28 protein-coding genes are annotated in these 24928 nt (G+C 68.6%); 20 read left to right on the top strand and 8 right to left on the bottom strand.

The window, feature by feature from the left end:
• Position 1 precedes the first annotated feature (1 nt).
• The 6 genes from lptB to Q0263_RS02875 all read left to right on the top strand — a co-directional run bounded on the left by lptB (position 2) and on the right by Q0263_RS02875 (position 4805).
• Positions 2-784, top strand: coding sequence for an LPS export ABC transporter ATP-binding protein (gene lptB, locus Q0263_RS02900; protein ID WP_298013153.1), 783 nt, complete (start codon positions 2-4; stop codon positions 782-784).
• A gap of 261 nt (positions 785-1045) precedes the next feature.
• Complete coding sequence (gene raiA / locus Q0263_RS02895; protein WP_298013151.1) at positions 1046-1372, top strand: ribosome-associated translation inhibitor RaiA; 327 nt, start codon at positions 1046-1048, stop codon at positions 1370-1372.
• A gap of 108 nt (positions 1373-1480) precedes the next feature.
• Positions 1481-1978, top strand: a complete 498-nt coding sequence (locus Q0263_RS02890) for a PTS sugar transporter subunit IIA (RefSeq protein WP_298013150.1) — start codon at positions 1481-1483, stop codon at positions 1976-1978.
• Positions 1950-2888 (top strand): HPr(Ser) kinase/phosphatase, encoded by a 939-nt coding sequence (gene hprK, locus Q0263_RS02885; RefSeq protein WP_298013148.1) that lies wholly within the window; start codon positions 1950-1952, stop codon positions 2886-2888. Before Q0263_RS02890 ends, hprK begins: the two co-directional genes overlap by 29 nt.
• 52 nt (positions 2889-2940) lie before the next feature.
• Positions 2941-3816: an RNase adapter RapZ gene (rapZ, locus tag Q0263_RS02880; RefSeq protein ID WP_298013147.1), complete on the top strand. Its 876-nt coding sequence runs from the start codon at positions 2941-2943 to the stop codon at positions 3814-3816.
• Complete coding sequence (locus tag Q0263_RS02875) at positions 3813-4805, top strand: septal ring lytic transglycosylase RlpA family protein (protein WP_298013146.1); 993 nt, start codon at positions 3813-3815, stop codon at positions 4803-4805. Before rapZ ends, Q0263_RS02875 begins: the two co-directional genes overlap by 4 nt.
• Here the strand turns inward: Q0263_RS02875 and rsmI are convergent.
• Positions 4793-5725 carry a 16S rRNA (cytidine(1402)-2'-O)-methyltransferase gene (gene rsmI / locus Q0263_RS02870; protein WP_298013145.1) on the bottom strand — a complete coding sequence of 311 codons (933 nt, stop codon included), beginning with the start codon at positions 5723-5725 and terminating at the stop codon, positions 4793-4795. The two genes, Q0263_RS02875 and rsmI, sit on opposite strands and share 13 nt — an antisense overlap.
• Before the next feature lie 32 nt (positions 5726-5757).
• On the opposite strand from rsmI, the gene Q0263_RS02865 reads away from it, so the two are divergent.
• From Q0263_RS02865 to Q0263_RS02840, 6 genes are read left to right on the top strand one after another with little or no spacing between them, the layout of a single operon-like run.
• The gene (locus tag Q0263_RS02865; protein ID WP_298013144.1) at positions 5758-6252 is read left to right on the top strand and encodes a YraN family protein; all 495 of its coding nucleotides are present in this window, start codon (positions 5758-5760) and stop codon (positions 6250-6252) included.
• Positions 6253-6306: 54 nt separating this feature from the next.
• Complete coding sequence (locus Q0263_RS02860; protein WP_298013143.1) at positions 6307-6900, top strand: phosphoheptose isomerase; 594 nt, start codon at positions 6307-6309, stop codon at positions 6898-6900.
• On the top strand, positions 6900-7628 hold the full coding sequence (locus Q0263_RS02855) for a BON domain-containing protein (protein WP_298013142.1): 729 nt from the start codon (positions 6900-6902) through the stop codon (positions 7626-7628). Before Q0263_RS02860 ends, Q0263_RS02855 begins: the two co-directional genes overlap by 1 nt.
• Positions 7625-8119: a TlpA disulfide reductase family protein gene (locus tag Q0263_RS02850; RefSeq protein ID WP_298013141.1), complete on the top strand. Its 495-nt coding sequence runs from the start codon at positions 7625-7627 to the stop codon at positions 8117-8119. Before Q0263_RS02855 ends, Q0263_RS02850 begins: the two co-directional genes overlap by 4 nt.
• A complete protein-coding gene (gene argB, locus Q0263_RS02845; protein WP_298013139.1) occupies positions 8116-9018 on the top strand; it encodes an acetylglutamate kinase in 903 nt (300 codons plus the stop codon). Before Q0263_RS02850 ends, argB begins: the two co-directional genes overlap by 4 nt.
• Positions 9019-9768 (top strand): pyrimidine 5'-nucleotidase, encoded by a 750-nt coding sequence (locus tag Q0263_RS02840; protein WP_298013137.1) that lies wholly within the window; start codon positions 9019-9021, stop codon positions 9766-9768.
• On the opposite strand, the gene moeB is transcribed toward Q0263_RS02840, so the two are convergent.
• The 4 genes from moeB to gpmA form a co-directional block, all read right to left on the bottom strand.
• Positions 9698-10477: a molybdopterin-synthase adenylyltransferase MoeB gene (moeB, locus tag Q0263_RS02835; RefSeq protein WP_298013384.1), complete on the bottom strand. Its 780-nt coding sequence runs from the start codon at positions 10475-10477 to the stop codon at positions 9698-9700. The two genes, Q0263_RS02840 and moeB, sit on opposite strands and share 71 nt — an antisense overlap.
• Positions 10478-10497: 20 nt before the next feature.
• Positions 10498-12000 carry a S41 family peptidase gene (locus tag Q0263_RS02830; protein ID WP_298013135.1) on the bottom strand — a complete coding sequence of 501 codons (1503 nt, stop codon included), beginning with the start codon at positions 11998-12000 and terminating at the stop codon, positions 10498-10500.
• A gap of 88 nt (positions 12001-12088) precedes the next feature.
• Positions 12089-13486: a peptidoglycan DD-metalloendopeptidase family protein gene (locus Q0263_RS02825; protein WP_298013133.1), complete on the bottom strand. Its 1398-nt coding sequence runs from the start codon at positions 13484-13486 to the stop codon at positions 12089-12091.
• Position 13487: 1 nt separating this feature from the next.
• Positions 13488-14240: a 2,3-diphosphoglycerate-dependent phosphoglycerate mutase gene (gene gpmA, locus Q0263_RS02820; protein WP_298013131.1), complete on the bottom strand. Its 753-nt coding sequence runs from the start codon at positions 14238-14240 to the stop codon at positions 13488-13490.
• A gap of 88 nt (positions 14241-14328) precedes the next feature.
• Here gpmA and Q0263_RS02815 point away from each other — a divergent pair, with 88 nt between their 5' ends.
• The 4 genes from Q0263_RS02815 (at position 14329) to Q0263_RS02800 (ending at position 16661) form a co-directional block, all read left to right on the top strand.
• Positions 14329-14739, top strand: a complete 411-nt coding sequence (locus Q0263_RS02815; RefSeq protein ID WP_298013129.1) for a rhodanese-like domain-containing protein — start codon at positions 14329-14331, stop codon at positions 14737-14739.
• A gap of 13 nt (positions 14740-14752) precedes the next feature.
• Positions 14753-15010 carry a glutaredoxin 3 gene (gene grxC / locus Q0263_RS02810; RefSeq protein WP_298013127.1) on the top strand — a complete coding sequence of 86 codons (258 nt, stop codon included), beginning with the start codon at positions 14753-14755 and terminating at the stop codon, positions 15008-15010.
• 36 nt (positions 15011-15046) lie between these two features.
• Entirely contained in the window at positions 15047-15553 is a 507-nt protein-coding gene (gene secB, locus Q0263_RS02805) for a protein-export chaperone SecB (protein WP_298013125.1), read from the top strand.
• Positions 15554-15626: 73 nt separating this feature from the next.
• Entirely contained in the window at positions 15627-16661 is a 1035-nt protein-coding gene (locus Q0263_RS02800; protein WP_298013123.1) for an NAD(P)H-dependent glycerol-3-phosphate dehydrogenase, read from the top strand.
• Positions 16662-16713: 52 nt separating this feature from the next.
• Here the strand turns inward: Q0263_RS02800 and Q0263_RS02795 are convergent, their stop codons facing one another.
• Positions 16714-17184 carry a tRNA (cytidine(34)-2'-O)-methyltransferase gene (locus Q0263_RS02795; RefSeq protein WP_298013122.1) on the bottom strand — a complete coding sequence of 157 codons (471 nt, stop codon included), beginning with the start codon at positions 17182-17184 and terminating at the stop codon, positions 16714-16716.
• A 61-nt stretch (positions 17185-17245) separates the two neighbouring features.
• The gene (locus tag Q0263_RS02790; RefSeq protein WP_298013120.1) at positions 17246-18022 is read right to left on the bottom strand and encodes a ComF family protein; all 777 of its coding nucleotides are present in this window, start codon (positions 18020-18022) and stop codon (positions 17246-17248) included.
• Between the two features lie 76 nt (positions 18023-18098).
• Here Q0263_RS02790 and Q0263_RS02785 point away from each other — a divergent pair, with 76 nt between their 5' ends.
• Positions 18099-19055, top strand: coding sequence for a methyltransferase domain-containing protein (locus Q0263_RS02785; RefSeq protein WP_298013118.1), 957 nt, complete (start codon positions 18099-18101; stop codon positions 19053-19055).
• Between the two features lie 29 nt (positions 19056-19084).
• On the opposite strand, the gene rimO is transcribed toward Q0263_RS02785, so the two are convergent.
• Complete coding sequence (gene rimO / locus Q0263_RS02780) at positions 19085-20407, bottom strand: 30S ribosomal protein S12 methylthiotransferase RimO (RefSeq protein WP_298013116.1); 1323 nt, start codon at positions 20405-20407, stop codon at positions 19085-19087.
• A gap of 96 nt (positions 20408-20503) precedes the next feature.
• Here rimO and rsmB point away from each other — a divergent pair, with 96 nt between their 5' ends.
• From rsmB to Q0263_RS02765, 3 genes are all read left to right on the top strand, one after another.
• Positions 20504-21880, top strand: coding sequence for a 16S rRNA (cytosine(967)-C(5))-methyltransferase RsmB (rsmB, locus tag Q0263_RS02775; RefSeq protein ID WP_298013115.1), 1377 nt, complete (start codon positions 20504-20506; stop codon positions 21878-21880).
• Between the two features lie 147 nt (positions 21881-22027).
• A complete protein-coding gene (locus tag Q0263_RS02770; RefSeq protein ID WP_298013113.1) occupies positions 22028-22594 on the top strand; it encodes a DUF4390 domain-containing protein in 567 nt (188 codons plus the stop codon).
• Positions 22594-24927 carry an ATP-binding protein gene (locus Q0263_RS02765; RefSeq protein ID WP_298013383.1) on the top strand — a complete coding sequence of 778 codons (2334 nt, stop codon included), beginning with the start codon at positions 22594-22596 and terminating at the stop codon, positions 24925-24927. Before Q0263_RS02770 ends, Q0263_RS02765 begins: the two co-directional genes overlap by 1 nt.
• Position 24928: the final 1 nt, after the last annotated feature.

Here is a 24928-nt window from a genome sequence, read left to right as displayed (position 1 = left end):
CATGTCCGCCATCGTACATTCATCTTCCGAACCCCCGCGCGGCAGCGGCTGCCTTCAGGCCATCGGCCTGGGCAAGACCTTCGGCCGGCGCACGGTCGTCCAGGACGTTTCCCTGTCCGTCGACAGCGGCGAAGTCGTCGGCCTGCTGGGCCCCAACGGCGCGGGAAAGACCACCAGCTTCTACATGATCGTCGGCCTGATCCCGGCCGACACCGGCCGCATCGCCATCGACCACCACGACGTCACGGGCGTGCCCATGCACAAGCGCGCCCGGCTGGGGCTGTCGTACCTGCCCCAGGACGCCTCCGTCTTCCGCCGCCTGACCGTGGAACAGAACATCCGCGCCGTGCTGGAACTGCAGCGCGACGCGCACGGCCACGCCCTGTCGTCCCACGCGATCGAGGAACACCTTGAATCCCTGATCGACGAACTGCAGATCGAACACATCCGCCGCAACATGGCGCTGTCGCTGTCCGGCGGGGAACGTCGCCGGGTGGAAATCGCCCGCGCCCTGGCCACGCACCCGCGATTCATCCTGCTGGACGAACCCTTCGCCGGGGTCGACCCGATCGCCGTCATCGAGATCCAGCGCATCGTGCAGTTCCTGCGCGGGCGCAATATCGGCGTCCTGATCACCGACCACAACGTGCGCGAAACCCTGGGCATCTGCGACCGGGCCTACATCATCAGCGAAGGCCGGGTGCTGACCAGCGGGCACCCCAACGAGATCGTCGACAACGAGGCCGTGCGCCAGGTGTACCTGGGCAAGAACTTCCGCATGTAGCCGCCGCGCAGCTGGCCCCGCAACGCCGGCCGCCGCCCGAAAACGAATCGCCCCTGCATGCAGGGGCGATTTTCTTGTGCGCCACGGGACAATCGCCCCGCGACCAATCCAGCTATCTTACCCCTTTTTGCCCCTCTTGCTGTCTTTTTGCCAACCGGTACACTGGGCCTGTCATCAATCTGTCAGAAAAGGAGGCCGATTCCCCACATCACCGGTTCTTCACCGAACCGCCCCTGTCTTTTTCCGCAAGGAGCCTGCACTATGAGCCTGACAATCACCGGTCGTCATCTGGAAATCACCCCCGCCATCCGCGAATACGTCCACACCAAGACGGCTCGCGTCCTGCGGCACTTCGATCAGGTCATCGATACCCAGGTCATGCTCTCCATCGAACCGCTCAAGCACACGGCCGAAATCACCATGCGCCTGCGCGGCAAGGACCTGCACTGCGAAGCCTCGGATGACAATCTGTACGCGGCCATCGACCTGCTGGTCGACAAAGTCGACCGCCAGGTGATCAAATACAAATCCAAGGCTCAAACCTACGCGCACGAACCCCCGAAACGTCAGGAAATCCACGCTGAATAAGCATCCTGACCGGCTGGCTCGATCCGGCCGTCATTGACTCCATGGCCTCGCAGCGTTGCTCCGGGGCCATGTTGATGTCCGGGGGCGTCTGGCACCTATAATGTCGCCATGAACCTCAGTTCCCGCATCCTGCCGCCTGGCAACATCGTCCTGGATCTGGCGGCCACCAGCAAGAAACGTGCCTTCGAACACGCCGGCCTGCTGTTTGAGAACCACCAGGGCGTGGCCCGCATGTCGGTCTTCCACAGTCTGCTGGCGCGCGAACGCCTGGGCTCCACGGCCCTGGGACACGACGTCGCCATCCCCCACGGGCGGCTGAAAGACCTGCGCGAACCGCACGCGGCCTTCATCCGGCTGGCCAGCTCCATCCGCTTCGATGCCAACGACGGACGCACCGCGCGGCTCCTGTTCTTCCTGTTGATGCCCGAAGCCGCCACCCAGACCCATCTGGACCTGCTGGCCGGCATCGCCCGCCTGCTGTCCGACGCCCAGGTGCGCCAGACGCTGGCCCAGTCCACGGACCCGCAGCAGATCCACCAACTCATCCTGAACGGCGCCCAGTCCCCGACCACCGACCATGCTGACCATCCAAGAGCTGATTCGTGACAATGCCGACAAAATCAGCTTCACCTGGCTAGCGGGGCAGGACGCCGCCGCCAACCGCCCCATTCCGGACACCCGGGAGGCCGCCGCCGACCTGGTCGGCCACCTGAACCTGATCCACCCCAGCCGCATCCAGGTCTTCGGCGCCGAGGAAATCTCCTATTACAGGCGCCTGGACCCCAAACGCCGCCGTCACCACCTGGAAGACCTGGTCGCGGGCGGCGTCCCGGCCATCGTCATGGCCGGAGGCACGGTGCCGCCCGACGACCTGCAGGCCTTCTGCCAGGAACAGGCCATCCCCCTGGTGGGCACCGCCACCGACGCGGCCCACCTGATCGATCTGCTGCGCATCTACCTGGGCAAGCGCATCGCTCCCAAGACCACGGTGCACGGCGTCTTCATGGACGTGCTGGGCCTGGGGGTGCTGATCACCGGCGAATCGGGGCTGGGAAAAAGCGAACTGGCCCTGGAACTGATTTCACGCGGCCACGGCCTGGTGGCCGACGACGCGGTCGAACTGTCGCGCACCGCCCCCAATTTCGTCGAGGGCCAATGCCCCTCGCTGCTGCAGAACCTGCTGGAAGTCCGCGGCCTGGGCCTGCTGGACATCCGCACCATCTTCGGCGAGACATCCGTGCGCCGCAAGATGAAGATCAAGCTCATCGTGCACCTGGTGCGCATGACGCCCGACAACTTCGAACGGCTGCCCATGCAGGACGAATACCAGGACATCCTGGGCATCCCCATCCGGCGCGTCATGCTGCAGGTGGCGGCGGGCCGCAACCTGGCCGTGCTGGTCGAGGCGGCCGTGCGCAACACCATCCTCAGCCTGCGCGGCATCGACACCATGGGCGAATTCATCGAACGCCAGGCCCTGGCCATCATGGAAAGCACCCGGGAGAAACGCCCGTGACGCCGCCTTCTCCTCCCTGTCGCCCGGCACGACCGGAACGCCGAGGCGCCCGATGCTGAACATCGTCCTCATCACCGGCATTTCGGGGTCGGGGAAATCCGTGGCCCTGCGCATGTTGGAAGACACCGGCTACACCTGCATCGACAATCTGCCCGTCCGCTTCCTGCACGAATTCATCGCCAGCACCCAGGACAGCGGCCTGGAACGGGTGGCCGTCTCCATCGACGTGCGCACCCCGGGCGACCTGGACGAACTGCCCGGCATCCTGACCAGCCTGCGGGCGATGGGCATGGCCCTGCACGTCATCTTCCTGGATGCCGACGACCACACCCTGATGCAGCGGTACTCGGAATCCCGCCGCCGCCACCCCCTGACTGACCGGCTGCGGCAGGAAGGCCTGGACGCCTCGCTGCAGGAATGCATCAGCCGCGAGCGGGAACTGCTGGCGCCCCTGCGCCACCAGGAACACGTCATCGACACGTCCGACCTGACGCCCGGCCAGCTGCGCAGCTGGGTCCGCAATCTGGTTCAGGTGGACCGGGCCTCGGTCATCCTGACCTTCGAGTCCTTCGCCTACAAGCGCGGCGTGCCGCACGATGCGGACCTGGTCTTCGACGTGCGCTGCCTGCCCAACCCCCACTACGACCCCCAGCTGCGCCCCCTGACCGGGCGCGACGAACCGGTCGCCGCCTGGCTGGCCCAGTTCGGCAGCGTCGACGCCATGATCGAGGACATCTCGAACTTCATCCGCAAATGGCTGCCGCTGTACATGCAGGACACGCGCAACTACCTGACGGTCGCCATCGGCTGCACCGGCGGGCAGCACCGCTCGGTCTACGTCACCGAACAGCTGGCCCGGCGCTTCGCCGACCATTCGCCCCTGCTGGTGCGCCACCGCAACCCGATGCTGCACACTCCGATTCCATGATCCACGCCCTGCCAGACGCTCCCGCCGCCTCCGTCCGCCGGCCCGCCGCCCTGCGGGCCCTGCTGATGGGCGGCCTGTGCGTGCTGCTGGCGGTGCTGGCGGGATGCGCGTCCCGGTCCGGCGGCTACTACAAGGACGACGGTCCCGGCAGCGACATCCCGGCCGACATCGCCTCGATTCCAGATGCCGTGCCGCGCCTCGAACGCCACGCCCCGGCCAACTTCCGGCCCTACGAAGTCTTCGGCGTGCAGTACGTCCCCATCGGCGAAGACCAGCCCTACCGCCAGGAAGGCATCGCCTCGTGGTACGGCCGCAAGTTCCACGGGGAAAAGACCGCCAACGGCGAAACCTACGACATGTACGCCATGACGGCGGCCCACCCGACGCTGCCGATCCCCAGCTACGCCCGGGTCACCAACCGCGCCAACGGGCGGTCCGTCATCGTGCGCATCAACGACCGGGGCCCCTTCCACACGGGGCGCATCATCGACCTGTCCTACGTGGCCGCCGCCAAGCTGGGCCTGATCGGCCCGGGCAGCGGCCGCGTGACGGTCCAGGCCATCACCAATGCGGACATCCGCGCCGGACGCTACCCCGGCGCCCCGCTGATGGCCTCGGCCGCGCCAACGGCCGAACCGGCGCGGACGCAAGCCAGCCCGGTCCGCGCGCCGCCGCCCTCGCCCGCACCGGCGCCCCTGCCGGCGCCGACGCCCATGCCCGCCGCCATGGCGCCGGCATCCCCGACCGGCGGAGGCATCTACCTGCAGTTCGGGGCGTTTTCCTCCGAGGACAACGCACAGGCCCTGGCGCAACGCGTCAACGCGCAAATGGACCAGGGCCTGGGCCGGGCATCCGTCAGCTATCAACCGCCGCTCTATAAAGTCCGCATGGGTCCGTTCCCGTCCCGCGACCAGGCCCACCAGACCGCCAGCACCCTGTCGGCATCGGCCGGGCTGAGCCCCGTCATCGCCATGGATCAGGGGCTTTGACGCAGCGCCCAGGCATATAGGCGGTCGCGCGGCGCCCCGGTGGCCGCCGCCCCGATCCGCGCCGCATCGCGCACGGACAATTCCGCCAGCAGCGCCCGCATCAGCCGTTCCTGGTCCGCGGACAGGTCTTCTTCCCGCATCTCGGCGGCCTGTTCGGGCGCATGCAGCACCAGCACGAATTCCCCCTGACCGCGATGGGGGTCCTGCGCCAGCCAGTCCAGCACCCGCCCCAGGGGCTGGGTGCTGATTTCCTCGAACCGCTTGCTCAGCTCGCGCGCCACCGTCAGCACGCGATGTTCCCCCGCCAGTTCGCACAGGTCGGCCAGGGCCGCCTGCAGGCGATGAGGGGTCTCGAACATCACCACCGGCACGGGCCAGTCCAGCCAGCGCGCCAGCCATTTGCGGCGCGCCTGGGCCTTGGACGGCAGAAAGCCGGCGAACGCGAAGCCGGGCTCGTCATCGCGGGTGGCGCCGCTGGCCATCAGGGCGGTGATTACGGCGCTGGGGCCCGGCAGGGGCATGACCCGATAGCCCGCCGCCCGCACCTGGCGGACGATGCGGGCGCCGGGGTCGCTGACGGCCGGCGCGCCCGCGTCGGACACCAGGGCGATGCGCTGCCCCTGGGCCAGGCGCTGCACGATGGCATCGGCCGCCTGCTGTTCATTGTGCCGGTGGGCCGCCAGCAGGGGCGTGGCGATGCCCCAGGCATCCAGCAGGGTCCGGCTGGTGCGCGTGTCTTCCGCCGCGATGGCATCGCAGCGCCGCAGGGCCTCCCAGGCCCGCAGACTGAGATCGCCCAGATTGCCGATCGGTGTGGCCACCACGTACAGGCAGGCGGCGGGCCAGGCCTGCTCCGCCACCTGAAGGGCGAGACGTTTCCACGTCACCGCCCCTTCGTCCAGACCGTCTGTTTCCATCATACTGAATCCCTATCCCCGAATGATCCCGCCCCATGTCCATCGATTCCCACGCCCGGGCGCAAGAGGCCCAGCGCCTGGCCCGGCAACGGCGCCAGCGGGCGCTGCGCGCCGCCGCCCGCCAGCCGGCGCCGCAGGCGACGCCGGAGGCGGCGTCCGCCGCGGCGGGGTCGCCGACGCAGCGCCGGGGACACGCCGCCGAAACCCGGGCGGCCCTGCATCTGGGCGCCCGAGGCGTGCCGACGCTGGCCCGCAACCTGCGCTGCAGGGCCGGCGAGATCGACCTGGTCGCCCGGGACGGCCCCGTCCTGGTCTTCGTCGAGGTGCGCCAGCGCCGCGACCGGCGCTACGGCGGCGCCGCCGCCAGTGTAAACCGCGCCAAGCAGGCCCGCCTCATCCGGGCGGCCCGCTACTTCCTGCCCGCTCTGAGCCGCGCCCACTTCGCAGGCGTCCAGCCCCCCTGCCGCTTCGACGTGGTCAGCATCGAAGACGGCCGGATCGACTGGATCCGGGACGCCTTCCGGATGTGAAAACGGTTACGTTCACCCGTACCCGTCCGGCGCGGTCATGCGATAATCAGGCGCATGGATATGACCTCCCGCATGACGTCGCACTTCGATGATGCCGTCGACACCTTCAAGGCCAGCGCCCGCGAACTGGCCCCCGCCCTGGCGGCGGGGGTGGACCTGCTCTTCGGCGCGCTGACCAACAACGCCCGCATCCTGGCCTGCGGCAACGGCGGCTCGGCGGCCGACGCCCAGCACTTCGTGGCCGAACTGGTGGGCCGCTTCGAGCGCGACCGCCTGCCCCTGGCCGGCATCGCCCTGAACACCGACACCTCCATCATGACGGCGGTGGGCAACGACTACAGCTTCGCCTCCGTCTTCGAACGCCAGGTCAACGCCCTGGGCCAGCCCGGCGACGTGCTGGTGGCCATTTCCACCAGCGGCAATTCTCCCAACGTCCTGAAGGCCATCGAAGCCGCCCACGAACGCGAAATGCAGGTCATCGCCCTGTCCGGCAAGGGCGGCGGCCAGATCAACAGCCTGCTCTACGAGACCGACATCCATCTGTGCGTCCCGCACGATCGCACCATGCGCATCCAGGAAGTCCACATCCTGCTGCTGCACGCGCTGTGCGACGGCATCGACGCCCTGCTCCTGGGAGACCCTCTCTGATGCCTCTGCCCGACCGCCTGTCCGCCTCCCGCTCCCTGGCCCGCTGCCTGCTCGGCCTGGCCTGCCTGTCCACCCTGTCCGGCTGCAGCCTGCTGGTCGTGGGCGGCACGGCCGCCACCACGACCGTCGTCGCCACCGACCGCCGCACGGCCGGCGAACAGGTCGACGACCAGACCATCGAATTGCGGGTCTCCAGCGAAATGAACAAGGCCTTCGGCGACAAGGCCCGCGTCGTCGGCACGGCCTACGCCGGCCGGCTGCTGCTGGTGGGCGACGTGCCCACCGACGCCGACCGCCAGCAGGCCGTCAAGATCGCCCGCGGCATCACCAAGGTCCGCGAAGTCGACGACTACATCCGCGTGGGCGACCTGACGCCGCTCAGCGTGCGCACCAACGACACCTGGATCACCTCGAAGGTCAAGACCCAGTTGATGACGACCGAGAACGTGCCCTTCCGCACGATCAAGGTCACGACCGAGCGCGGCATCGTCTACCTGATGGGCAAGGTCACCGCCACCGAAGGCGAACTGGCCGCCAAGGTCGTCTCGGGTATCTCCGGGGTCAACAAAGTCGTAAAATTGTTCCAGCTCGTGTCGCGGGAAAGCCTGATCACCGATTCCGGCAAACCGGCGCCCGTCACGGATTCCAGCGCTTCCGGCTCCACTGCCGCACCGGCCTCCACGCCGGCGGCGGGTGACGGCGGCGCGCAACCCATGCCTGTGAAATGAAGAAAATCGTTCTCGGCCTGGCAGCGGCGATTGCAATCGGCGGCGCTGCCCTCTGGCAATTCCAGGGTTCCGCCCAGGCGGCGCCCAACGTCGCGTTCACCGATCTGCAGGGCCAGACCGTCACCACGCAGGACCTGCGCGGCAAGGTCGTGCTGGTGAAGTTCTGGGCCACCAGCTGCGTCACCTGCATCGCCCAGATGCCCGACACCATCCGCCACTACCAGGACCTCAAGTCCCGGGGCTTCGACACCATCGGCGTGGCCATGCAGTACGACCCGCCCAACTACGTCAAGAACTACACGGAAACCCGCCAGCTGCCGTTCCCGGTGGTGATCGACGCCCAGGGCAAGCTCGCCCAGGCGTTCGGCGACGTGCGCCTGACCCCGACGGCCTTCCTGATCGACAAGCAGGGCCGCATCATCAAGCGCTATCTGGGCAACTACGACGAACAGGCCTTCCTGGCCACTGTGGAAAAGGCACTGGCTTCATGAGCACGCTTGCGGACACCGCCCCGGCACTGTCGGCCGCCACCAAGGCCGAAGTGCTCTCCGAGGCCCTGCCCTACATCCGCCGCTTCCACGGCAAGACCGTCGTCATCAAATACGGCGGCAACGCCATGACCGACGAACACCTGCAGCGCAGCTTCGCCCACGACGTGGTGCTGCTGAAGCTGGTCGGATTGAACCCGGTCGTGGTGCACGGCGGCGGGCCGCAGATCAACAGCGCCCTGAAGCGCATCGGCAAGGAAGGCACCTTCATCCAGGGCATGCGCGTCACCGACGCCGAAACCATGGAAGTCGTCGAATGGGTGCTGGGCGGCCAGGTGCAGCAGGACATCGTCATGATGGTCAACGAGGCCGGCGGCAAGGCCGTGGGCCTGACCGGCAAGGACGGCTGCCTGATCCAGGCGCGCAAGAAACTGATGCCCGACCCCGAGCACCCCGGCGAGATGCTGGACATCGGCTTCGTGGGCGACATCGAACGCATCGAACCGGCCGTGGTCAAGGCCCTGCAGGACGATCAGTTCATTCCCATCATCTCGTCCATCGGCTACGGCGAGGACGGCCAGGCCTACAACATCAATGCCGACGTGGTCGCCGGCAAGATGGCCGAGGTCCTGGGGGCTGAAAAGCTGGTCATGCTGACCAACACGCCCGGCGTGCTGGACAAGAACGGCGAACTGCTGCGCAGCCTCTCGGCCCAGACCATCGACACGCTGTTCCAGGACGGCACGCTGTCGGGCGGCATGCTGCCGAAGATCTCGTCCGCCCTGGATGCCGCGCGCTACGGCGTCAACTCGGTCCACATCATCGACGGCCGGGTCCCCCACTGCCTGCTGCTGGAAATCCTGACCGACCGCGGCGTCGGCACCATGATCAGCTCGCACTAAATGTCACCCCTACGCGCCCCCAGCCCGCTGCGGCGGGGGCGGCCCGTCCCTCCCGACGCTCCGGTCTGGCTGTTCGACCTGGACAACACCCTGCACGACGCGTCCCATGCGATTTTCGGCATGATCGACCAGCGCATGAGCGCCGCCGTCGCCCAGGCCCTGAACCTGCCTGCCGACCAGGCCAACGTGCTGCGGCAGCGCTACTGGAAGCGCTACGGCGCGACAGCGATCGGCCTGGCGCGGCATCACGGCGTGAACCTGCGCCAGTTCCTGGCCACCTGCCACGATTTCGACGTCGCCGCGCTGGTCCGCGCGGAAACCGGCCTGAAGGCCCGGCTGCGTGAACTGCCCGGCACCCGCATCGTGCTGACCAACGCCCCTGCGCACTATGCCCGCCGGGTGCTGAAGGCGCTGGGCGTGCTGCAGGAATTCGACGGACTGTGGGCCATCGACCACATGATGCCCATGGGCCTGCCGCGTCCCAAGCCGTCGCTGGGCCTGATGCGACAGATCGTCGCCCGGCTGAACGTCCCCGCGCGCCGCATCATCCTGGTGGAAGACACGCTGCGCAACCTGAAGGCCGCCCGCCAGGCGGGGCTGGGCACCGCCTATCTATACCATCCGGGCACGCCGTTCTCGCGGCAGCAGCGCGGCCGCGATCTCTATGTGGACGTGCGGGTCAATCGCCTGAGCGCCCTGCTGCGGCAGGCGCACGCCGGGCGCATACCGGGCACTCGGGATCGCGCCTGAAACGGATCGTGTGCCACTGCATGCGCAGGGCATCCACCGACAGCAGACGCCCGACCAGGGGTTCGCCCATGCCGGCGATCAGCTTGATGGCCTCGGCGGCCTGCACGCTGCCCACCATGCCCACCAGAGGCCCCAGCACCCCGGTGGTGGCGCAGCGCAGTTCCTCGACGTCGTCGGCCTCGGGGAACAGACAGTGGTAGCAGGGGGACGCGTCGTCGCGCAGATCGTAGACGCTGATCTGGCCGGAAAACTTGATGGCGGCCCCCGACACCAGAGGCACCCGGTTGGCCACGCACGCCCGGTTGATGGCATGCCGGGTGGCGAAATTGTCGCTGCAATCCAGCACCAGGTCGACCTGGGCGGTCAGTTCGCGCAGGCGGGTCTCGTCCAGCCGCTCGACCAGGGCCTGCACCTGGATGTCGGGATTGATGGCCAGCAGGGCATCGCGCCCTGATTCGGCCTTGGGCCGCCCCAGGCCCGCCATCGTATGCAGGATCTGGCGCTGCAGATTGCTGAGTTCGACGGCGTCGTCGTCGACCAGCAGCAGCTTTCCCACCCCCGCGGCGGCCAGATACAGGGCGGCGGGAGACCCCAGGCCGCCGGCCCCCAGGATCAGCACCCGGGCAGCCAGCAGGCGTTCCTGGCCTTCGATGCCCAGCTCATCCAGGAGGATGTGCCGGGCGTAGCGCATCAGCTGCGCATCGCCCAGCGCAGCCGGATCATCGGGCGTCATTGGACCTTGATCATCCCTTCCGGGGTGATCCGGTAGTGTTCCACCGCGCCCGAGCCATTATTCAGGGTTTTTTTTTCAGCCGGAGCCGGTCTGGAGGCCGAAGGCGCCGGTTTCGCCGAATTTTCCTTGTCCGTGGCGGCCCGCGCCTGGCGCACCTGCGCCGGGTCGGACTTCAGCACCGGACGCCCCTGCAGGGCATTGAGCGCCTGCTGCAGCTGCCAGTCATCGGCGCCGCCGAATTCGAACATCTTGATTTCGCCCGGCACGAAGTCGTTCTCATCGTCTTTGTCGGTCTGCTGCGCGGCCTGGTTGGTCAGGTGATGCTGCAGATCGACCTCGCGCTGGATGCGGAACAGATTGCCGGCGGCGCTGTCGTCGACGACGTGGTCGGGCGCCACCCCGGTATTCTGGATGGAGCGCCCATTGGGCGTGTAATAGCGGGCCGTGGTCAGCTTGATGCCGGTGTCCTTGCTGAGCTGCAGCACCGATTGCACCGACCCCTTGCCGAACGTGCGGTTGCCGATGATCTGGGCGCGCTTGTAATCCTGCAGGGCGCCCGCCACGATCTCCGAGGCCGAGGCCGAGCCGACGTTGACCAGCACGACCATGGGCACCGTGCGCGTCCAGGAGGGCAGCGTGACCCCGGCATCGACGCCATGGCTGCTGTTCAGGGAGCGCGCATAGAATTCTTCGTTGGACGAGGGAATGCGGCCTTTGGTCGAGACCACCAGCTTGCCGGAATCGATGAAGGCCGAGGTCACGCCGATCGCCCCGTCCAGCAGGCCGCCCGGGTCGTTGCGCAGATCCAGGACCAGGCCCTTGGGCGCCTGCTTCTTGGACAGATCAGACAGCATCTTGACCAGGTCGGTGGTCGTGCGGTCCTGGAACTGGCTGATGCGCACATAGGCGATGTCGTGCGCCAGCATCTTGCCCCGCACGCTGCGGGTCTTGATCATTTCCCGGACGATGTGGAATTTCAGCGGCTTGGGACTGCCGGCGCGTTCGACGGTCAGGTCGATGGGGGTGCCCGGTTCGCCGCGCATTTTCTTGACGGCATCGTTCAGGGACATGCCCTTGGTGGGTTCGCCATTGATCTGCGTGATCAGGTCGCCGGTCAGGATGCCGGCGCGCGCCGCCGGGGTGTCCTCGATGGGGGCGATGACCTTGGGCATGCCGTCCTGGGTGCCGATTTCGATGCCCAGCCCGCCGAAGCCGCCGCGCGTGATGTCCTGCATCTGCTTGTAGGCTTCCTCGTCCAGATAGACGGAATGCGGATCCAGATCGGCGAACAGGCCCTTGATGGCATCGTCCATCAGCACCTGGTCGGCCACGGGTTCGACGTAGCTGGACTTGATGGCGCCATAGACGTTGGCGAACTGCTGCAGGCTTTTGAGCGGCAGCGGTTCGCCCTTCTGGGCGGCTGCCGTGATGCCCAGGCTGACCAGGATGCCTCCCAGAAAACCTGCCGCAATCCACCCCAATGATCGATTCTTTCGCATGCCCATGCACGTTTCCTAAACAAGTGTCCTGCCGTCAGACCGGCCCGCCACGCAATGCGCCCGCGCCAAACTCAACATAGTACAGAAATTAAGGCCGCAGCCATAGTTGGGGATTGATCGGGGCCCCCTGATGGCGCAACTCGAAATACAGGCCTGGTTCCACCTGCCCTCCGGTGGCGCCGACCCGGGCGACGACGTCCCCGGCCGAGACCACGTCGCCCACCTGCTTGAGCAGGGCCTGGTTGTAGCCATAGATGCTGAGATACTGCTGGCCGTGGTCGATGATGAGCAGATTGCCGAAACCGCTGAGCCAATGCGCATACACGACCCGGCCGGAGGCCACGGCGCGCACCGGCGTGCCTACGGCCGCGCGCAGCACGATGCCGCGCCACACGCCGCCTTCGGGACGCTGCATGCCGAAGCGCCCCTGGACCTCGCCTGACACCGGGCGGATCAGGTTCTTGTGCAGACCGGCGAAGCCCTTGTCGGGCACCGCCCGGACTTCGTCCTCGGCGGGGGACGACGCGGGCGGCTCGGACCGGGCGGAGGCCGGAGTCGCAGCCTGTTCTTCGGCGGACAGGCCCTGCCCCGCCGATTCCCGAACGTGGCGTTCGGCCTGTTCGCGCACCTGCTGCGCCTCACGGGCCGCCTGCTCGCGCTGCGCCTTCAGGCGCTGCTGTTCGCGCCGCGCCTGTTCCGCCCGTTCCTTGGCGCGGCGCTCGGCCGCGGCCTTGAGCGCCGCCTGGCGGCGGGCCTCCGCCCGGGCGATCTCGACATCCAGCGACTGGATCAGATTCCCCAGCCGCCCGTCCCGGGCCTGGAGATCCTTGGCCTGCCGGTGTTCGTCCTTCAGGCGCGACTGCACCTGAGCCAGAACATCCTGGCGCTGAGCCTGCTGGGTCTGCAAGGCCTGCTTCTGCGCCTGGGTGTCCTCCACCAGGGCGGCCAGTTCCTTCTGGCTGGCATCGGTCTGCCGCTGCAGTTCCGACAGCCGCGCCACGGTGTCCTGCAAGGCCTTCAGGTCCTTGGTCCGGGCCCGCGACACATAGGCCAGGTAGGCCAGCTCGCGGCCGATTTCCTGGGGATCCCGGCCGGACAGCAGGGCCGTCCAGGGCGACAGGCCGCTGGCGTACTGCGCCCGCAACTGGTCGGCCAGCGCCTTGCGCTGGCGGTCGAATTCGGCGGTCTGCTGCTGGCGGGCGGCCTGGAGGCGCTGCAGGGTCTCGGTCAGCGCCTTGTGGCGCTGGTCCAGATCGGCCAGCTTGCGGCTGATGTCGGAAATCGCCTGTTCCGAATCCTTCAGCGCGACGGTGGCGTCCTGGCGGGCGGACTCGGTCGCCCCGATGCGCTTCTGCAAGGCGTCGATCTGCTCGCGCAGCGCCTGCCGGTCCTCGCGGGCCTGCGTCTGGCGCGTCTGCAAAGAAGATTGCGCCTGGGCGCAGACCGCGGCCAGACACAGCAACAGCCCCAGGCCGACATGACGCATATCAGGCCTGGCTTGCCTTGCCCTGATTCGCCACCGCCTGCATGGCGGCGCGGATCTGCTCCTCGTCGCCCAGGTAGTAGTGGCGCAGGGGCCGAAGTTCGTCGTCCAGTTCGTAGACCAGCGGCTGGCCGGTCGGGATATTCAGTCCGACGATGTCCTCGTCGGACACGCCGTCCAGATGCTTGATCAGCGCCCGCAGACTGTTGCCGTGGGCCGACACCAGCACCCGCCGCCCCGACCGGATCGCCGGCGCGATGGAATCGTTCCAGAACGGCACCACCCGGTCGACGGTGTCGCGCAGGCATTCCGTGGCGGGCAGCTGGTCCGCCGGCACGCGGCGGTACCGCTCGTCGAACCGCGGGTGACGGGGATCGTCTTCCGACAGGGGTTCCGGGGCGATGGCATAGGCGCGGCGCCACTGCAGCACCTGGGCTTCGCCGTATTTGGCGGCGGTCTCGGCCTTGTTCAGCCCCTGCAGGGCGCCGTAATGGCGTTCGTTCAGGCGCCAGCTCAGCCCGATCGGCGTATGCATGGCATCCATCGCATCCAGGGCGATCCAGAGCGTGCGGATGGCGCGCTTGAGCACCGACGCGAAGGCCAGATCGAATTCATATCCCTGGGCGCGCAACAGTTCGCCCGCCTGCCGCGCCTGGGCTCGGCCGGTGTCCGTCAGGTCCACATCGGTCCATCCGGTGAAGCGGTTTTCGAGATTCCATTGGCTTTCACCATGGCGCATGAGGACCAGTTTGTGCATGATCGGTTAACCTGCGAAGTTCAAAACTGCCGACCATTTTATAATCCCCGGCATACAATTTCCCTTGACCGTTGTTACAGGAACCTCTGTGGACTTTTTACTCAGCCAGAACAACCTCTGGATCCTGCTCATCGCCCTGGCGTCGGGCGCCATGCTGCTGTGGCCCGGCCTGAGCAAAGGGCGCTCGAACGCGCGCATCGCCCTGACCGACGCCATCGACCAGATCAACCGCGAGCAAGGCGTGTTCGTGGACATCCGCCCGGCCGAGCAATTCAAGGCCGGCCACATCCCCCAGGCGCGCAACATCACCCTGGACACGCTGGACGCCCACCTGGGCACCCTGTCCCAGGACAAGCCCGTGGTCATCGTCGATGCCCAGGGCCGTGAAGGCGCCCGCGCCGTGGCGCAACTGCGCAAGCACGGCTTCACCCGCGCGTTCTGCCTGGACGGCGGCCTGAACGCCTGGACCGAAGGCGGCATGCCGCTGAAAAAATCCTGATCGAGTCCCCAAGATGGCCCAAGTCACCATGTACTGCACCACCGTGTGCCCCTACTGCACACGCGCCGAGATGCTGCTGAAACAACGCGGCGTCCAGGACATCCGTAAAATCTACGTGGACCGCGATCCCGCCCAGCGCGCCGTCATGATGGAACGCACCGGCCGGCGCACGGTCCCGCAGATCTACATCGACGAGCGCCATGTCGGCGGCTTCGACGACCTTTCCGCCCTGGACCGCGCCAACGGCCTGTTGCCGCTGCTGCAGGCCTGATTCCGATACCCCACCCCATCTCGCACGGAAAACCCCATGTCTGAAGAAAACCAAACCGAAAACGGCCAAGCCCCAAGCTTCGGGCTGCAACGCACCTACGTCAAGGACCTGTCGCTGGAAATGCCCAATGCGCCGGCCATCTTCCTGGAACCGGAAGGCCCGACCGTGGAAGTCTCGATCCAGGTCGGCGGCCAGCAGCTGGCTGAATCCGTCTTCGAATCCGTGGTCACCGCCACCGTCACCACGCGCATCGGCGACAAGGTCCTGTACCTGGTCGAACTCAGCCAGGCCGGCATCTTCGAAGCCTCCAACATCCCGGCCGACCAGCTCGACCCGCTGCTGGGCATCGTCTGCCCGACGATGCTCTACCCCTACCTGCGGGCCAACGTGGCCGATGCCATCACGCGCACCTCGCTGCCGCCGCTGCATCTCAGCGAAATGAACTTCCAGGCGCTGTACGAGCAACGGATGGCCCAACAGGCCGGCGAACAGTCCCAGGGCGAAGACTCGGGCCTGATCCTGCCCCCGGGCGCCCGCAACTGACGAAACCGGCGGGTTCCGTCCGGCCCCCGGTCGTCGGAACCCGCCGCCCACGGCCACCACCAGGACCCACCCTATGTCATCCGTTCGGCTCACGGTGCTGGGCGCAGGCAGCTGGGGCACGGCGCTGGCCGCGCTGGCCAGCCAGCGCAGCGACACCCTGCTCTGGGCGCGCGACGCCGATACGGTCCGCGCCGTCCGGCAGACCCGGCGCAATCCGCGCTACCTGCCGGACATCGATCTGCCGTCCTCGCTGACGGCCACCGATGACTGGTCGGCCGCCCTGGCCCACGTGCGGCAAGGTCCGGACGACGCCATCCGGTTGATCGTGCTTGGGGTGCCCATGGCGGGGCTGGGCGATGTGTGCCGGCAACTGGCCCGGGACCTGTCCGCCGGGTCGCATTCGCCCATCCACCTGCTGTGGACGTGCAAGGGCATCAGCCCGGACACCCTGCAATGGCCGCACCAGATCGTCAGCGGCTCGCTGCCCCATGACGACCGGCTGCAGGCCGGGGTGCTGTCCGGCCCTTCTTTCGCCCGGGAAGTCGCCCAGGGCCTGCCCGTCGCGCTGACGGTCGCCAGTTCCCACGCGGAAACCGGGCAAGCGGCGCAAGCGGCCTTCCACGGCACCCAGGCCCGCATCTACACCACGCGGGACATCATCGGCGTGGAAGTCGGCGGCGCCCTGAAGAACGTCATGGCCATCGCCTGCGGCATCAGCGACGGGCTGAACCTGGGCACCAACGCCCGGGCGGCGCTCATCACTCGCGGCCTGGCGGAAATCCAGCGCCTGGGCGTGGCCCTGGGCGGACGGGCGGAAACCTTCACGGGCCTGACGGGCCTGGGCGACCTGGTGCTGACCGCCACGGGGGATCTGTCCCGCAACCGCCAGGTCGGCGTGGCGATCGGCCAGGGCCGGCCGCTGGACGCCATCCTGGCCGGCGGCATGACGGCCGAAGGGGTGCGCTGCGCCCGCGCGGCCCTGGCGCTGGGGCGGCGCCACGAGATCGAGCTGCCCATCACGGAAGCGGTCTGCCAGGTGCTGTTCGAAGGCCTGTCGCCTCGTCAGGCCGTCGCGGCGCTGCTGGCCCGCGAAGCGCGGTCGGAATAAGCGCTCGCCGCCACGATCCGGGCGCGCCCCTTGCGCGGCCCGCGCCCTGGCGTCAGACGCCGCCTTCGTAACCGGCCTGCCGCCAGGCCTCGAATACCGTCACCGCCACGGCATTGGACAGGTTCAGGCTGCGCTGCTGCGGCCGCATGGGCAGGCGGATGCGCTGGCCGGGCGGAAAGAACCGCATCTGTTCATCCGACAGGCCGGCGGTTTCCCGGCCGAAGACGAAGACGTCGCCCGCCCGCAGGGGACATTCCCCGATCAGGACCGAACCGCGCGTCGTCAGGGCGAAACGTCGGGCGGGATCTCCGCCGATGGCCTCCAGCGCCTGGGCCAGGCTGTCGTGCACCCGCATGTCGGCCCATTCGTGATAGTCCAGCCCCGCCCGGCGCATGCGGGCGTCGTCCAGGGGAAACCCCAGCGGACGCACCAGGTGCAGATGGGCGCCGGTATTGGCGGTCAGCCGGATGATGTTGCCCGTGTTGGGCGGGATTTCGGGTTCGACCAGAACGATGTGAAACATGGATGCGGGACGGTGACGGTCACAAGGGACAGGCCCCGATTGTAGAGCGCCGCCGGCGCCCTCAGGATCGAGGCCCCGCCCCGTGACGCACGGCGCGGGCCAGTACCCAGCCCTCCACGCTGCCCGCCCCCGCCGCCTTCAGCGCCATGGCCACCGCATGCATCGTCGCGCCGGTCGTCAGCACGTCATCAACGACGGCGATCCGGGCGCCCGCCAGGTCCGCCGCCGGACGGCGCCATGCCCCGGACAGGCCGCGCCGGTCCCGCGGACCGTCGCAGGCGTACAGGCCCGCCTGGGCCTCCAGCCGGTCCGCGCGCCCCAGCGCCGCCTGCTTGCGGCCGTCCCGCAGGCGGCGCACCGCCGTCAGACGGCAGGCCAGCCCCAGGCGCGGCGCCAGCAGGCGGGCGATCTCGGCGGGAGGGCTGAAGCCGCGCTGGCGCAAGGCTAGGCGCCGGGCCGGCACAGGGACGATCCAGCGGGGAACATCCGCGCCGGCCGCCCACGCCCCGCGCACGGCGCAGGCCATCCGGTCCGCCAGCACATCGGCCAGCGACAGGCGGCATCGGATCTTGTAGGCCTGGACCAACTCGCGGCCCAGGTCCCGGTAGTCGAAAGCGGCGATGATCCGGTCGTACGCCGGCGCGGCGGGCGCGCAGTCCGGGCACCGGCCCGCCGCCAGGGGATGCATGCAGACCGCGCATCGCGGGAGACCCGGGTCCATGGCCAGCGCCCCCGCGCACGCGGGGCACAGCCCCTGCCCGGCCATCCGCAGCCCGCAGCCCGGGCATTCGGCCGGGACCCAGCCGCGCCAGTCGCGCCAGGCTGTCAGATGCCGCATAATGTCACCTTCCTTTTCGCCAGTGCGCTCCATCACACCACAGCCCGGGGCGCGGCGGCACCGGCCTTGATCCTTTATGTCACAGCTTCCCCGCCTGCCCATCGACCCAGCGGCCGTTTCGCGGCAATTCGCCCGGCGCGCGCCCCTGGACGCACCCCAGTTCCTGTTCGGCGAGATCGCCCAGCGCATGCTGCGCCGGCTCAGCTACATCCGGATCGATCCGCACGACATCCTGGACGCCGGCTGCGGGGCGGCGCACGCCCTGGACCCGCTGCGGGCCCGCTATCCGAACCTGCGCTACATCGGCCAGGATCACTGCGCCGCGCTGCTGGACACAGCCCGCGAACGCTACCTGAGCAAGCCCGGCTTCTGGCATCGCCTGCGCAACAAGCCCACGCCGCAGCCCGACTTCCTGCAGGCGGACCTGGCCGAGACCGGCCTGCCCGATGAAAGCCTGGATCTGGTGTGGTCGAACCTGGCTCTGCACTGGCACCCCGAACCGCACCTGGTGCTGCAGGAATGGCGCCGCATCCTGCGCAACGACGCCCTGGCCATGTATTCCAGCCTGGGGCCGGGATCGCTGCGCGAACTGCGCGACGCCGTCGCCGAGGCGGGCCTGGACACCCAGCCCATGGAATTCGTGGACATGCATGATTTCGGCGACCTGATGCTGCAGGTCGGCTTCGCCGACCCCGTGATGGATCAGGAAATCATCACCCTGACCTACAAGACCGCCGACAAGCTGCTGGAAGACGTCTATGCCCTGGGCGGCAACCCGCATGCACGGCGGCGGCCCGGGCTGGCCGGGCGCGCCTGGCGCGACCGCCTGGTCCAGGCGCTGGAGCGCCGCCGCCACCAGGACGGCACCATCCATCTCAGCCTGGAAGTCGCCTACGGCCACGCCTGGCGGGCGGCCGCCCGGCGCGGAGTGATCGGCGACCTGCCCGTCACGGTCTTCAAGCGGGCCCAGCCCCTGGAAGACGGCAAACCGCCGCCCCGGGTGGTGCCGCGCAAGCCTTCCGAAGAAAGCTAGCGCCCAGGACGGCTGATCCGCACGGGACGCTAGACCGGCGTTCCGTACAGATCGTATTCGTCGGCGTCCTCGATGCGGACCTGGATCAGATCGCCGGGGGCGCGACCGGCGGCGTCGCGCAGCAGCACGCTGCCGTCGATCTCGGGGGCGTCGGCCATCGAGCGGGCAGTAGCGCCGCCCTGGTCGTCGACCTCGTCCACCAGCACCGTCAGCGTGCGGCCGATCTTGGCCGCCAGGCGCTGGGTGGAAATGGCCTGCTGATGCGCCATGAAGCGTTCCCAGCGTTCCGCCTTGACCTCATCGGGCACCGGATCGGCCAGTTCATTCGCCCGGGCGCCTTCCACCGGCGAATACTGGAAACAGCCGACGCGGTCCAACTGGGCCTCGCTCATCCAGTCCAGCAGATACTGGAAGTCCTCCTCGGTCTCGCCCGGGAAGCCGACGATGAAAGTGGAGCGCAGCGTCAGGTCCGGACAGGCCTCGCGCCATTGGCGGATGCGGGCCAGGGTGCGGTCCTCGAAGGCGGGACGCTTCATGGCCTTCAGGATGCGCGGGCTGGCATGCTGGAAAGGAATATCCAGATACGGCAGGATGCGGCCCTCGGCCATCAGGGGAATCAGTTCGTCCACGTGCGGATAGGGGTAGACGTAGTGCATGCGCACCCAGACGCCGAATTCCCCCAGGGCCTGGGCCAGTTCGGTCAGGCGGGTCTTGACGGGGCGGCCATCCCAGAAACCCGTGCGGTATTTGACGTCCACGCCGTAGGCGCTGGTGTCCTGGGAAATCACCAGCAGTTCCTTCACGCCGGCATCCACCAGGCGGCGGGCCTCGCCCAGCACGTCGCCGATCGGCCGGCTGACCAGGCGTCCGCGCATGGAAGGAATGATGCAGAAGCTGCAGTTGTGATTGCAGCCTTCGGAGATCTTCAGGTAGGCGTAGTGGCGCGGGGTCAGGCGGATGCCCTGGGGCGGCACCAGATCCACATAGGGGTCGTGGGCGCGTTCGTGCGGCGCGGCCTCGTGCACCGCGCGCACCACCTGCTCGTACTGCTGCGGGCCGGTCACGGCCAGGACCGCCGGGTGCACGTCGCGGATCATGTCGGCTTCGACGCCCAGGCAGCCGGTGACGATGACCTTGCCGTTCTCGACGATGGCTTCGCCGATGGCATCCAGCGATTCGGCCTTGGCGCTGTCGATGAAACCGCAGGTGTTGACCACCACCACGTCGGCGCCGTCGTAATCGGCGCTGATGGTGTAGCCGTCCATGCGCAGCTGGGTCAGGATGCGTTCCGAATCGACCAGGGCCTTGGGGCAGCCCAGGCTGACGAAACCGACGCGGGGGGATGGGCTCATGAAATCCTCAAGGTGCAGAGCAAACCCTTGATTTTAATGAATTGGTGCTACAGTCCCCAAAAAACGTTCCTCACCGGCGGAATTCCCCTTTTTATCGTGCCAGAATCACCACACTCTCCCAGGACCGCCCCCGCGGGCGGGACAAGCCATGCGGCGGACGCCTCCCTGGCCAGCCAGCTGCTGGCCGCCGCCCGTGCCGTGCGCGGCGTGCTGACCGGACTGTCCTTGTCCGAGTCCCTGGACCGGTCGCCGCCGGACCTGCGGCCGGCCGCCCAGGCGCTCTCCTTTCATGCCATGCGCCAGCTGGGATTCGCCCAGACGGCGCGGGCGCTGCTGGCGCCGCGCCGACCGTCCGACCGCCTGACCGAGGCCTTGCTGCTGCTGGGCCTGAGCCTGCTGGAAGCCAGCCGGCGCCAGGCCGACGGCGCCGACCAGCCTCCCGGCACGCCGGTCTATGCCGAACACACGCTGGTCCACCAACTGGTGCAGGCCGCCGACTCCGACCGCCACACGCGCCCCGCGAAGAACCTGATCAACGCGGTCCTGCGCCGCTACGGACGGGAACGGGACACGCTGCTGCCGCGGATCCTGGAAAAGCCGCTGGCCCGCTGGAACCACCCGGACTGGTGGATCGATGCCCTGCGGCAGGCCTGGCCGCAGGACTGGGAGGCGATTCTGCGGGCGGCCGACCTGCCCCCGCCCATGACGCTGCGGGCGAACGCCCGCCAGATCGGCCGCGACGCGCTGCTGGAGCGGCTGCGGCAGGCGGGAATCGCCGCCGGGCCGGTCGGCGCCGCCGGCCTGATCCTGGACCGCCCGAGGCCCGTGCGCGACATCCCCGGCTTCGCCGAAGGCTGGTGGTCGGTGCAGGACACCTCGGCCCAGCGGGCGGGCGAACTGCTGCCCCTGCGAGACGGCATGCGGGTACTGGACGCCTGCGCCGCGCCGGGCGGCAAGACCGCCCATCTGCTGGAACGCCACGTCCTGACCCTGACGGCGCTGGACAGCGAGGATCAGCGGCTGTCGCGGGTGGCGGACACGCTGCAGCGCCTGCGCCTGCAATCCGGCGACGTGCGGCTGCGCTGCGCCGACGCCGCCGACCCCGCCGCCTGGTGGGACGGCCAGCCCTACGACGCCATCCTGGCGGACGTGCCCTGCACGGCGTCCGGCGTGGTGCGCCGCCACCCCGACATCCGCTGGCTGCGGCGAGCCGAAGACGTGGTCCGCACCGCGGCGCTGCAGGCCCGCATCACGGATGCGCTGTGGCCGCTGCTGGCGCCCGGCGGCCATCTGCTGTATGCCACCTGCTCGATCTTCCCCCAGGAAGGCGAATGGCAGATCCGGGCCTTTCTGGACCGCCACCCCGACGCGCAACGCCTGCCGGCGCCCGGCCAGATCCTGCCGGGCGGCGCGGACCAGGGCGACGGATTTTTCTACGCGCTGCTGCGCAAGCCGGAGCAGGCGCCCCGATAGTACGCGCCGGCCGGACCGGGCCTCGCGCCGCCTCGATCGCCCGGCTGGGGAACCGAAAACCGGGGGGCGATCTCATCCCCGGCTTGCGCTCGGGCGCGGGGTCATCAACAATACCGCCATTGTCCGCCCCGTCGCCCGGCTTCGAGCATGCTCCGTTTTCTGACCGCCCTGACCTTCTGCCTGCTGAACCTGCTGCCGGCCGCCTATGGCCGCGACGGCCAGGTCGTGCGCATCGAACCGCTGGTGCAGCAAGGCCAGCTGCTGATCGACGCCGACATCGACTTCACCCTGGGCAGCGAGCTCCACGACGCCGCGCAGAAAGGCGTGCCCCTGTACTTCACCGCCGACCTCGAAATCCTGCGCCCCCGCTGGTGGTGGTTCGACAAGACCGTCGTCACCACGGAACAGACCTGGCGCATCCAGTTCAACGCCCTGACCCGCCAATGGCGCGTCAGCCTGGACGACCTGTCCCTGCCCGCCGCCACGCTGGATGAGGCCCTGGACCTGGTGCGCCACATCCGCGGCTGGCAGGTGGCCCCCGCCGACGAGTTCAAGCCCGACATCGAATACCAGGGGCAACTGCGTCTGCGGCTGGATACCTCGCGGCTGGCCCGACCGTTCCAGGTCGACGCCATCAACAGCAACGCCTGGTCCCTGACGACCCCATGGAAAAAATTCACGTTTTCTCTTTCCGCCGGCACGCCCCGAAACTGATCCGCTGGGCGCTGCGCATCGCGCTGCTGGTCGCGGCCATCAGCGCCGTGGCCCTGCTGGGGCTGCTGGTCTGGTCCACGGGCAACGCTTCGCGCTACGCGCAGCAGTACGACCTGCTGCTGCTGCTCAACGGCGTCCTGGCCGTCGCCCTGATGTCCTGGGTGGCCATGCTGGCGATCCGGCTGGTCCGCCAGATCCGGCGCCGCCAGTTCGGCGCCCGGATGACCGCCCGCTTCACGCTGTACTTCACCCTGATCGGCATCCTGCCCGGCGTCATCATCTACGTGCTGTCGGTGCAGTTCATGTCGCGCTCGATCGAATCCTGGTTCAACGTGCGCGTGGACAGCGCCCTGGAAGCGGGTCTGAACCTGGGCCGCGCTGCCCTGGACGCCCAGCTGAACGAGCTGAACGGCAAAGCGCGCAGCATGGCGCTGCGGCTGAACAACGCCAGCGACGCCGAGACCGCGCTGCTGATCACGTCGCTGCGGGAAAGCAATGGCATCGACGAGACCATGGTGTTCACCGGCAACGGCCGCCTGGTCGCCTTTTCCTCGTCGGCCTTCGGCCAGCTGCTGCCGGATCTGCCGCCCAGCAGCGTCATGAACCAGCTGCGGGTTTCGCAGGGCTATGCGGCGGCGGAAGCCGACGTCGCCCCCGCCAGCGGCCCCACCAGCACCGGCCTGCATCTGCGCATCATCATCCCGCTGGGTTCCACCGCGGACCGCCTGGGCACCCCGATGGGCCTGGGCAGCGACACCCGCTGGCTGCAGGTGATCCAGGCCGTGCCCGAGCGCATCGCCCATAACGCCAGCCAGGTGCAGCAGGGTTTCCGGGACTACCAGGAACTGGCCCTGTCGCGGCTGGGGCTGCGCAAGCTCTACGGCATCACCCTGACCCTGGCCCTGATCCTCGCGGTGTTCGCCGCCGTCGTCGTCGCCCTGGCGGTGTCGCGCCGGCTGGTGCGGCCCCTGCTGACGCTGGCCTCGGGCACCCAGGCGGTGGGCGTGGGCGACTACCGCCCCCTGCCGGAACCGCCGGCGCGCGACGAGGTCGGCCAGCTGACCCGGTCATTCAACGCCATGACGCGCCAGCTGGACGAGGCCCGCCAGATGGTGGACCGCCACCGGCGCCAGCTGGAACAAAGCAATCTGTACCTGGAATCGGTGCTGAGCAATCTGTCGTCCGGGGTGCTGGTCTTCGACCACGCCTTCCGCCTGAGCCTGTTCAACCAGGGGGCGCAGGCCATCCTGCATCTGGACCTGCGCACCTGCCAGGGCCGGCCCCTGGAAACCGTGGACGGCGCCCTGGCGCTGTCGCAGCTGATCCGCCAGGCCTTCGCGTCCCACGACGCAGTGGAGTCCACCCGCCCCTACTGGCAGCAGCAGTTCGAGATCGAGCTGCAGCAGGCGCCGGACAATGAACGCAAGAAGCACGTCATCACCCTGCTGGCCCGCGGCACCCGGCTGATCATGGACGGCCACGAAGACGGCTACCTGGTGGTGTTCGACGACATCAGCGAGGTCATCTCCGCCAGCCGCACGGTCGCCTGGGGCGAAGTCGCCCGCCGCCTGGCGCACGAAATCAAGAATCCGCTGACCCCCATCCAGCTGTCGGCCGAGCGCCTGGCCATGAAGCTGGCCGACCGCCTGGACGCCGACGACGCCGCCATGCTGCAGCGATCCACCCAGACCATCGTCAACCAGGTGACGTCGCTCAAGCACATGGTCGACGACTTCCGCGAATACGCCCGCACGCCGCCGGCGCAGATGCAGGACATCGACCTGAACGCCCTGCTGACCGACGTGCTGACCCTGTACGGCTGGGATCCGGCCGAACCGGGCCACGCGCCCGCCCGGTCGGGGGTGCGCATCGACGCCCGCCTGGCCGAGCCGCTGCCCCTGATCCAGGGAGACCCCGCGCAGCTGCGCCAGGTGATCCACAATCTGCTGGCCAATGCCCGCGACGCCGCCAGCACCCATGCGGCGCCCGGCACGGCGGAAATCCGGATCCAGACGCGGCTGATCGCCCCCGACGACCCGGCCGACCACGCCCGCATCCGCCTGACCGTCTCGGACAACGGCCCCGGCTTCGCGCCGGAAGTCCTGCACCGGGTCTTCGAGCCCTACGTCACCACCAAAGCCACGGGCACCGGCCTGGGCCTGGCCATCGTCAAGAAGATCATCGAAGAACACGGCGCCCAGGTGGACATTTCCAACCGGTCCGAAGGCGGCGCCCGCATTTCGATCCTGTTCTCGCGTCTGGCCGACGGGATTGTCCGGCTGGACGCCGAGGATCAGGCACAGGATAATACGCACAATACACAGGTGAGGTGAT

Origin of the sequence: uncultured Castellaniella sp., assembly GCF_937988725.1 — a bacterium.
Classification (GTDB): Bacteria; Pseudomonadota; Gammaproteobacteria; order Burkholderiales; family Burkholderiaceae_B; genus Castellaniella.
Note: the sequence above shows the minus strand (reverse complement) of the source record. Positions and strands in the feature narration are given on the sequence as shown.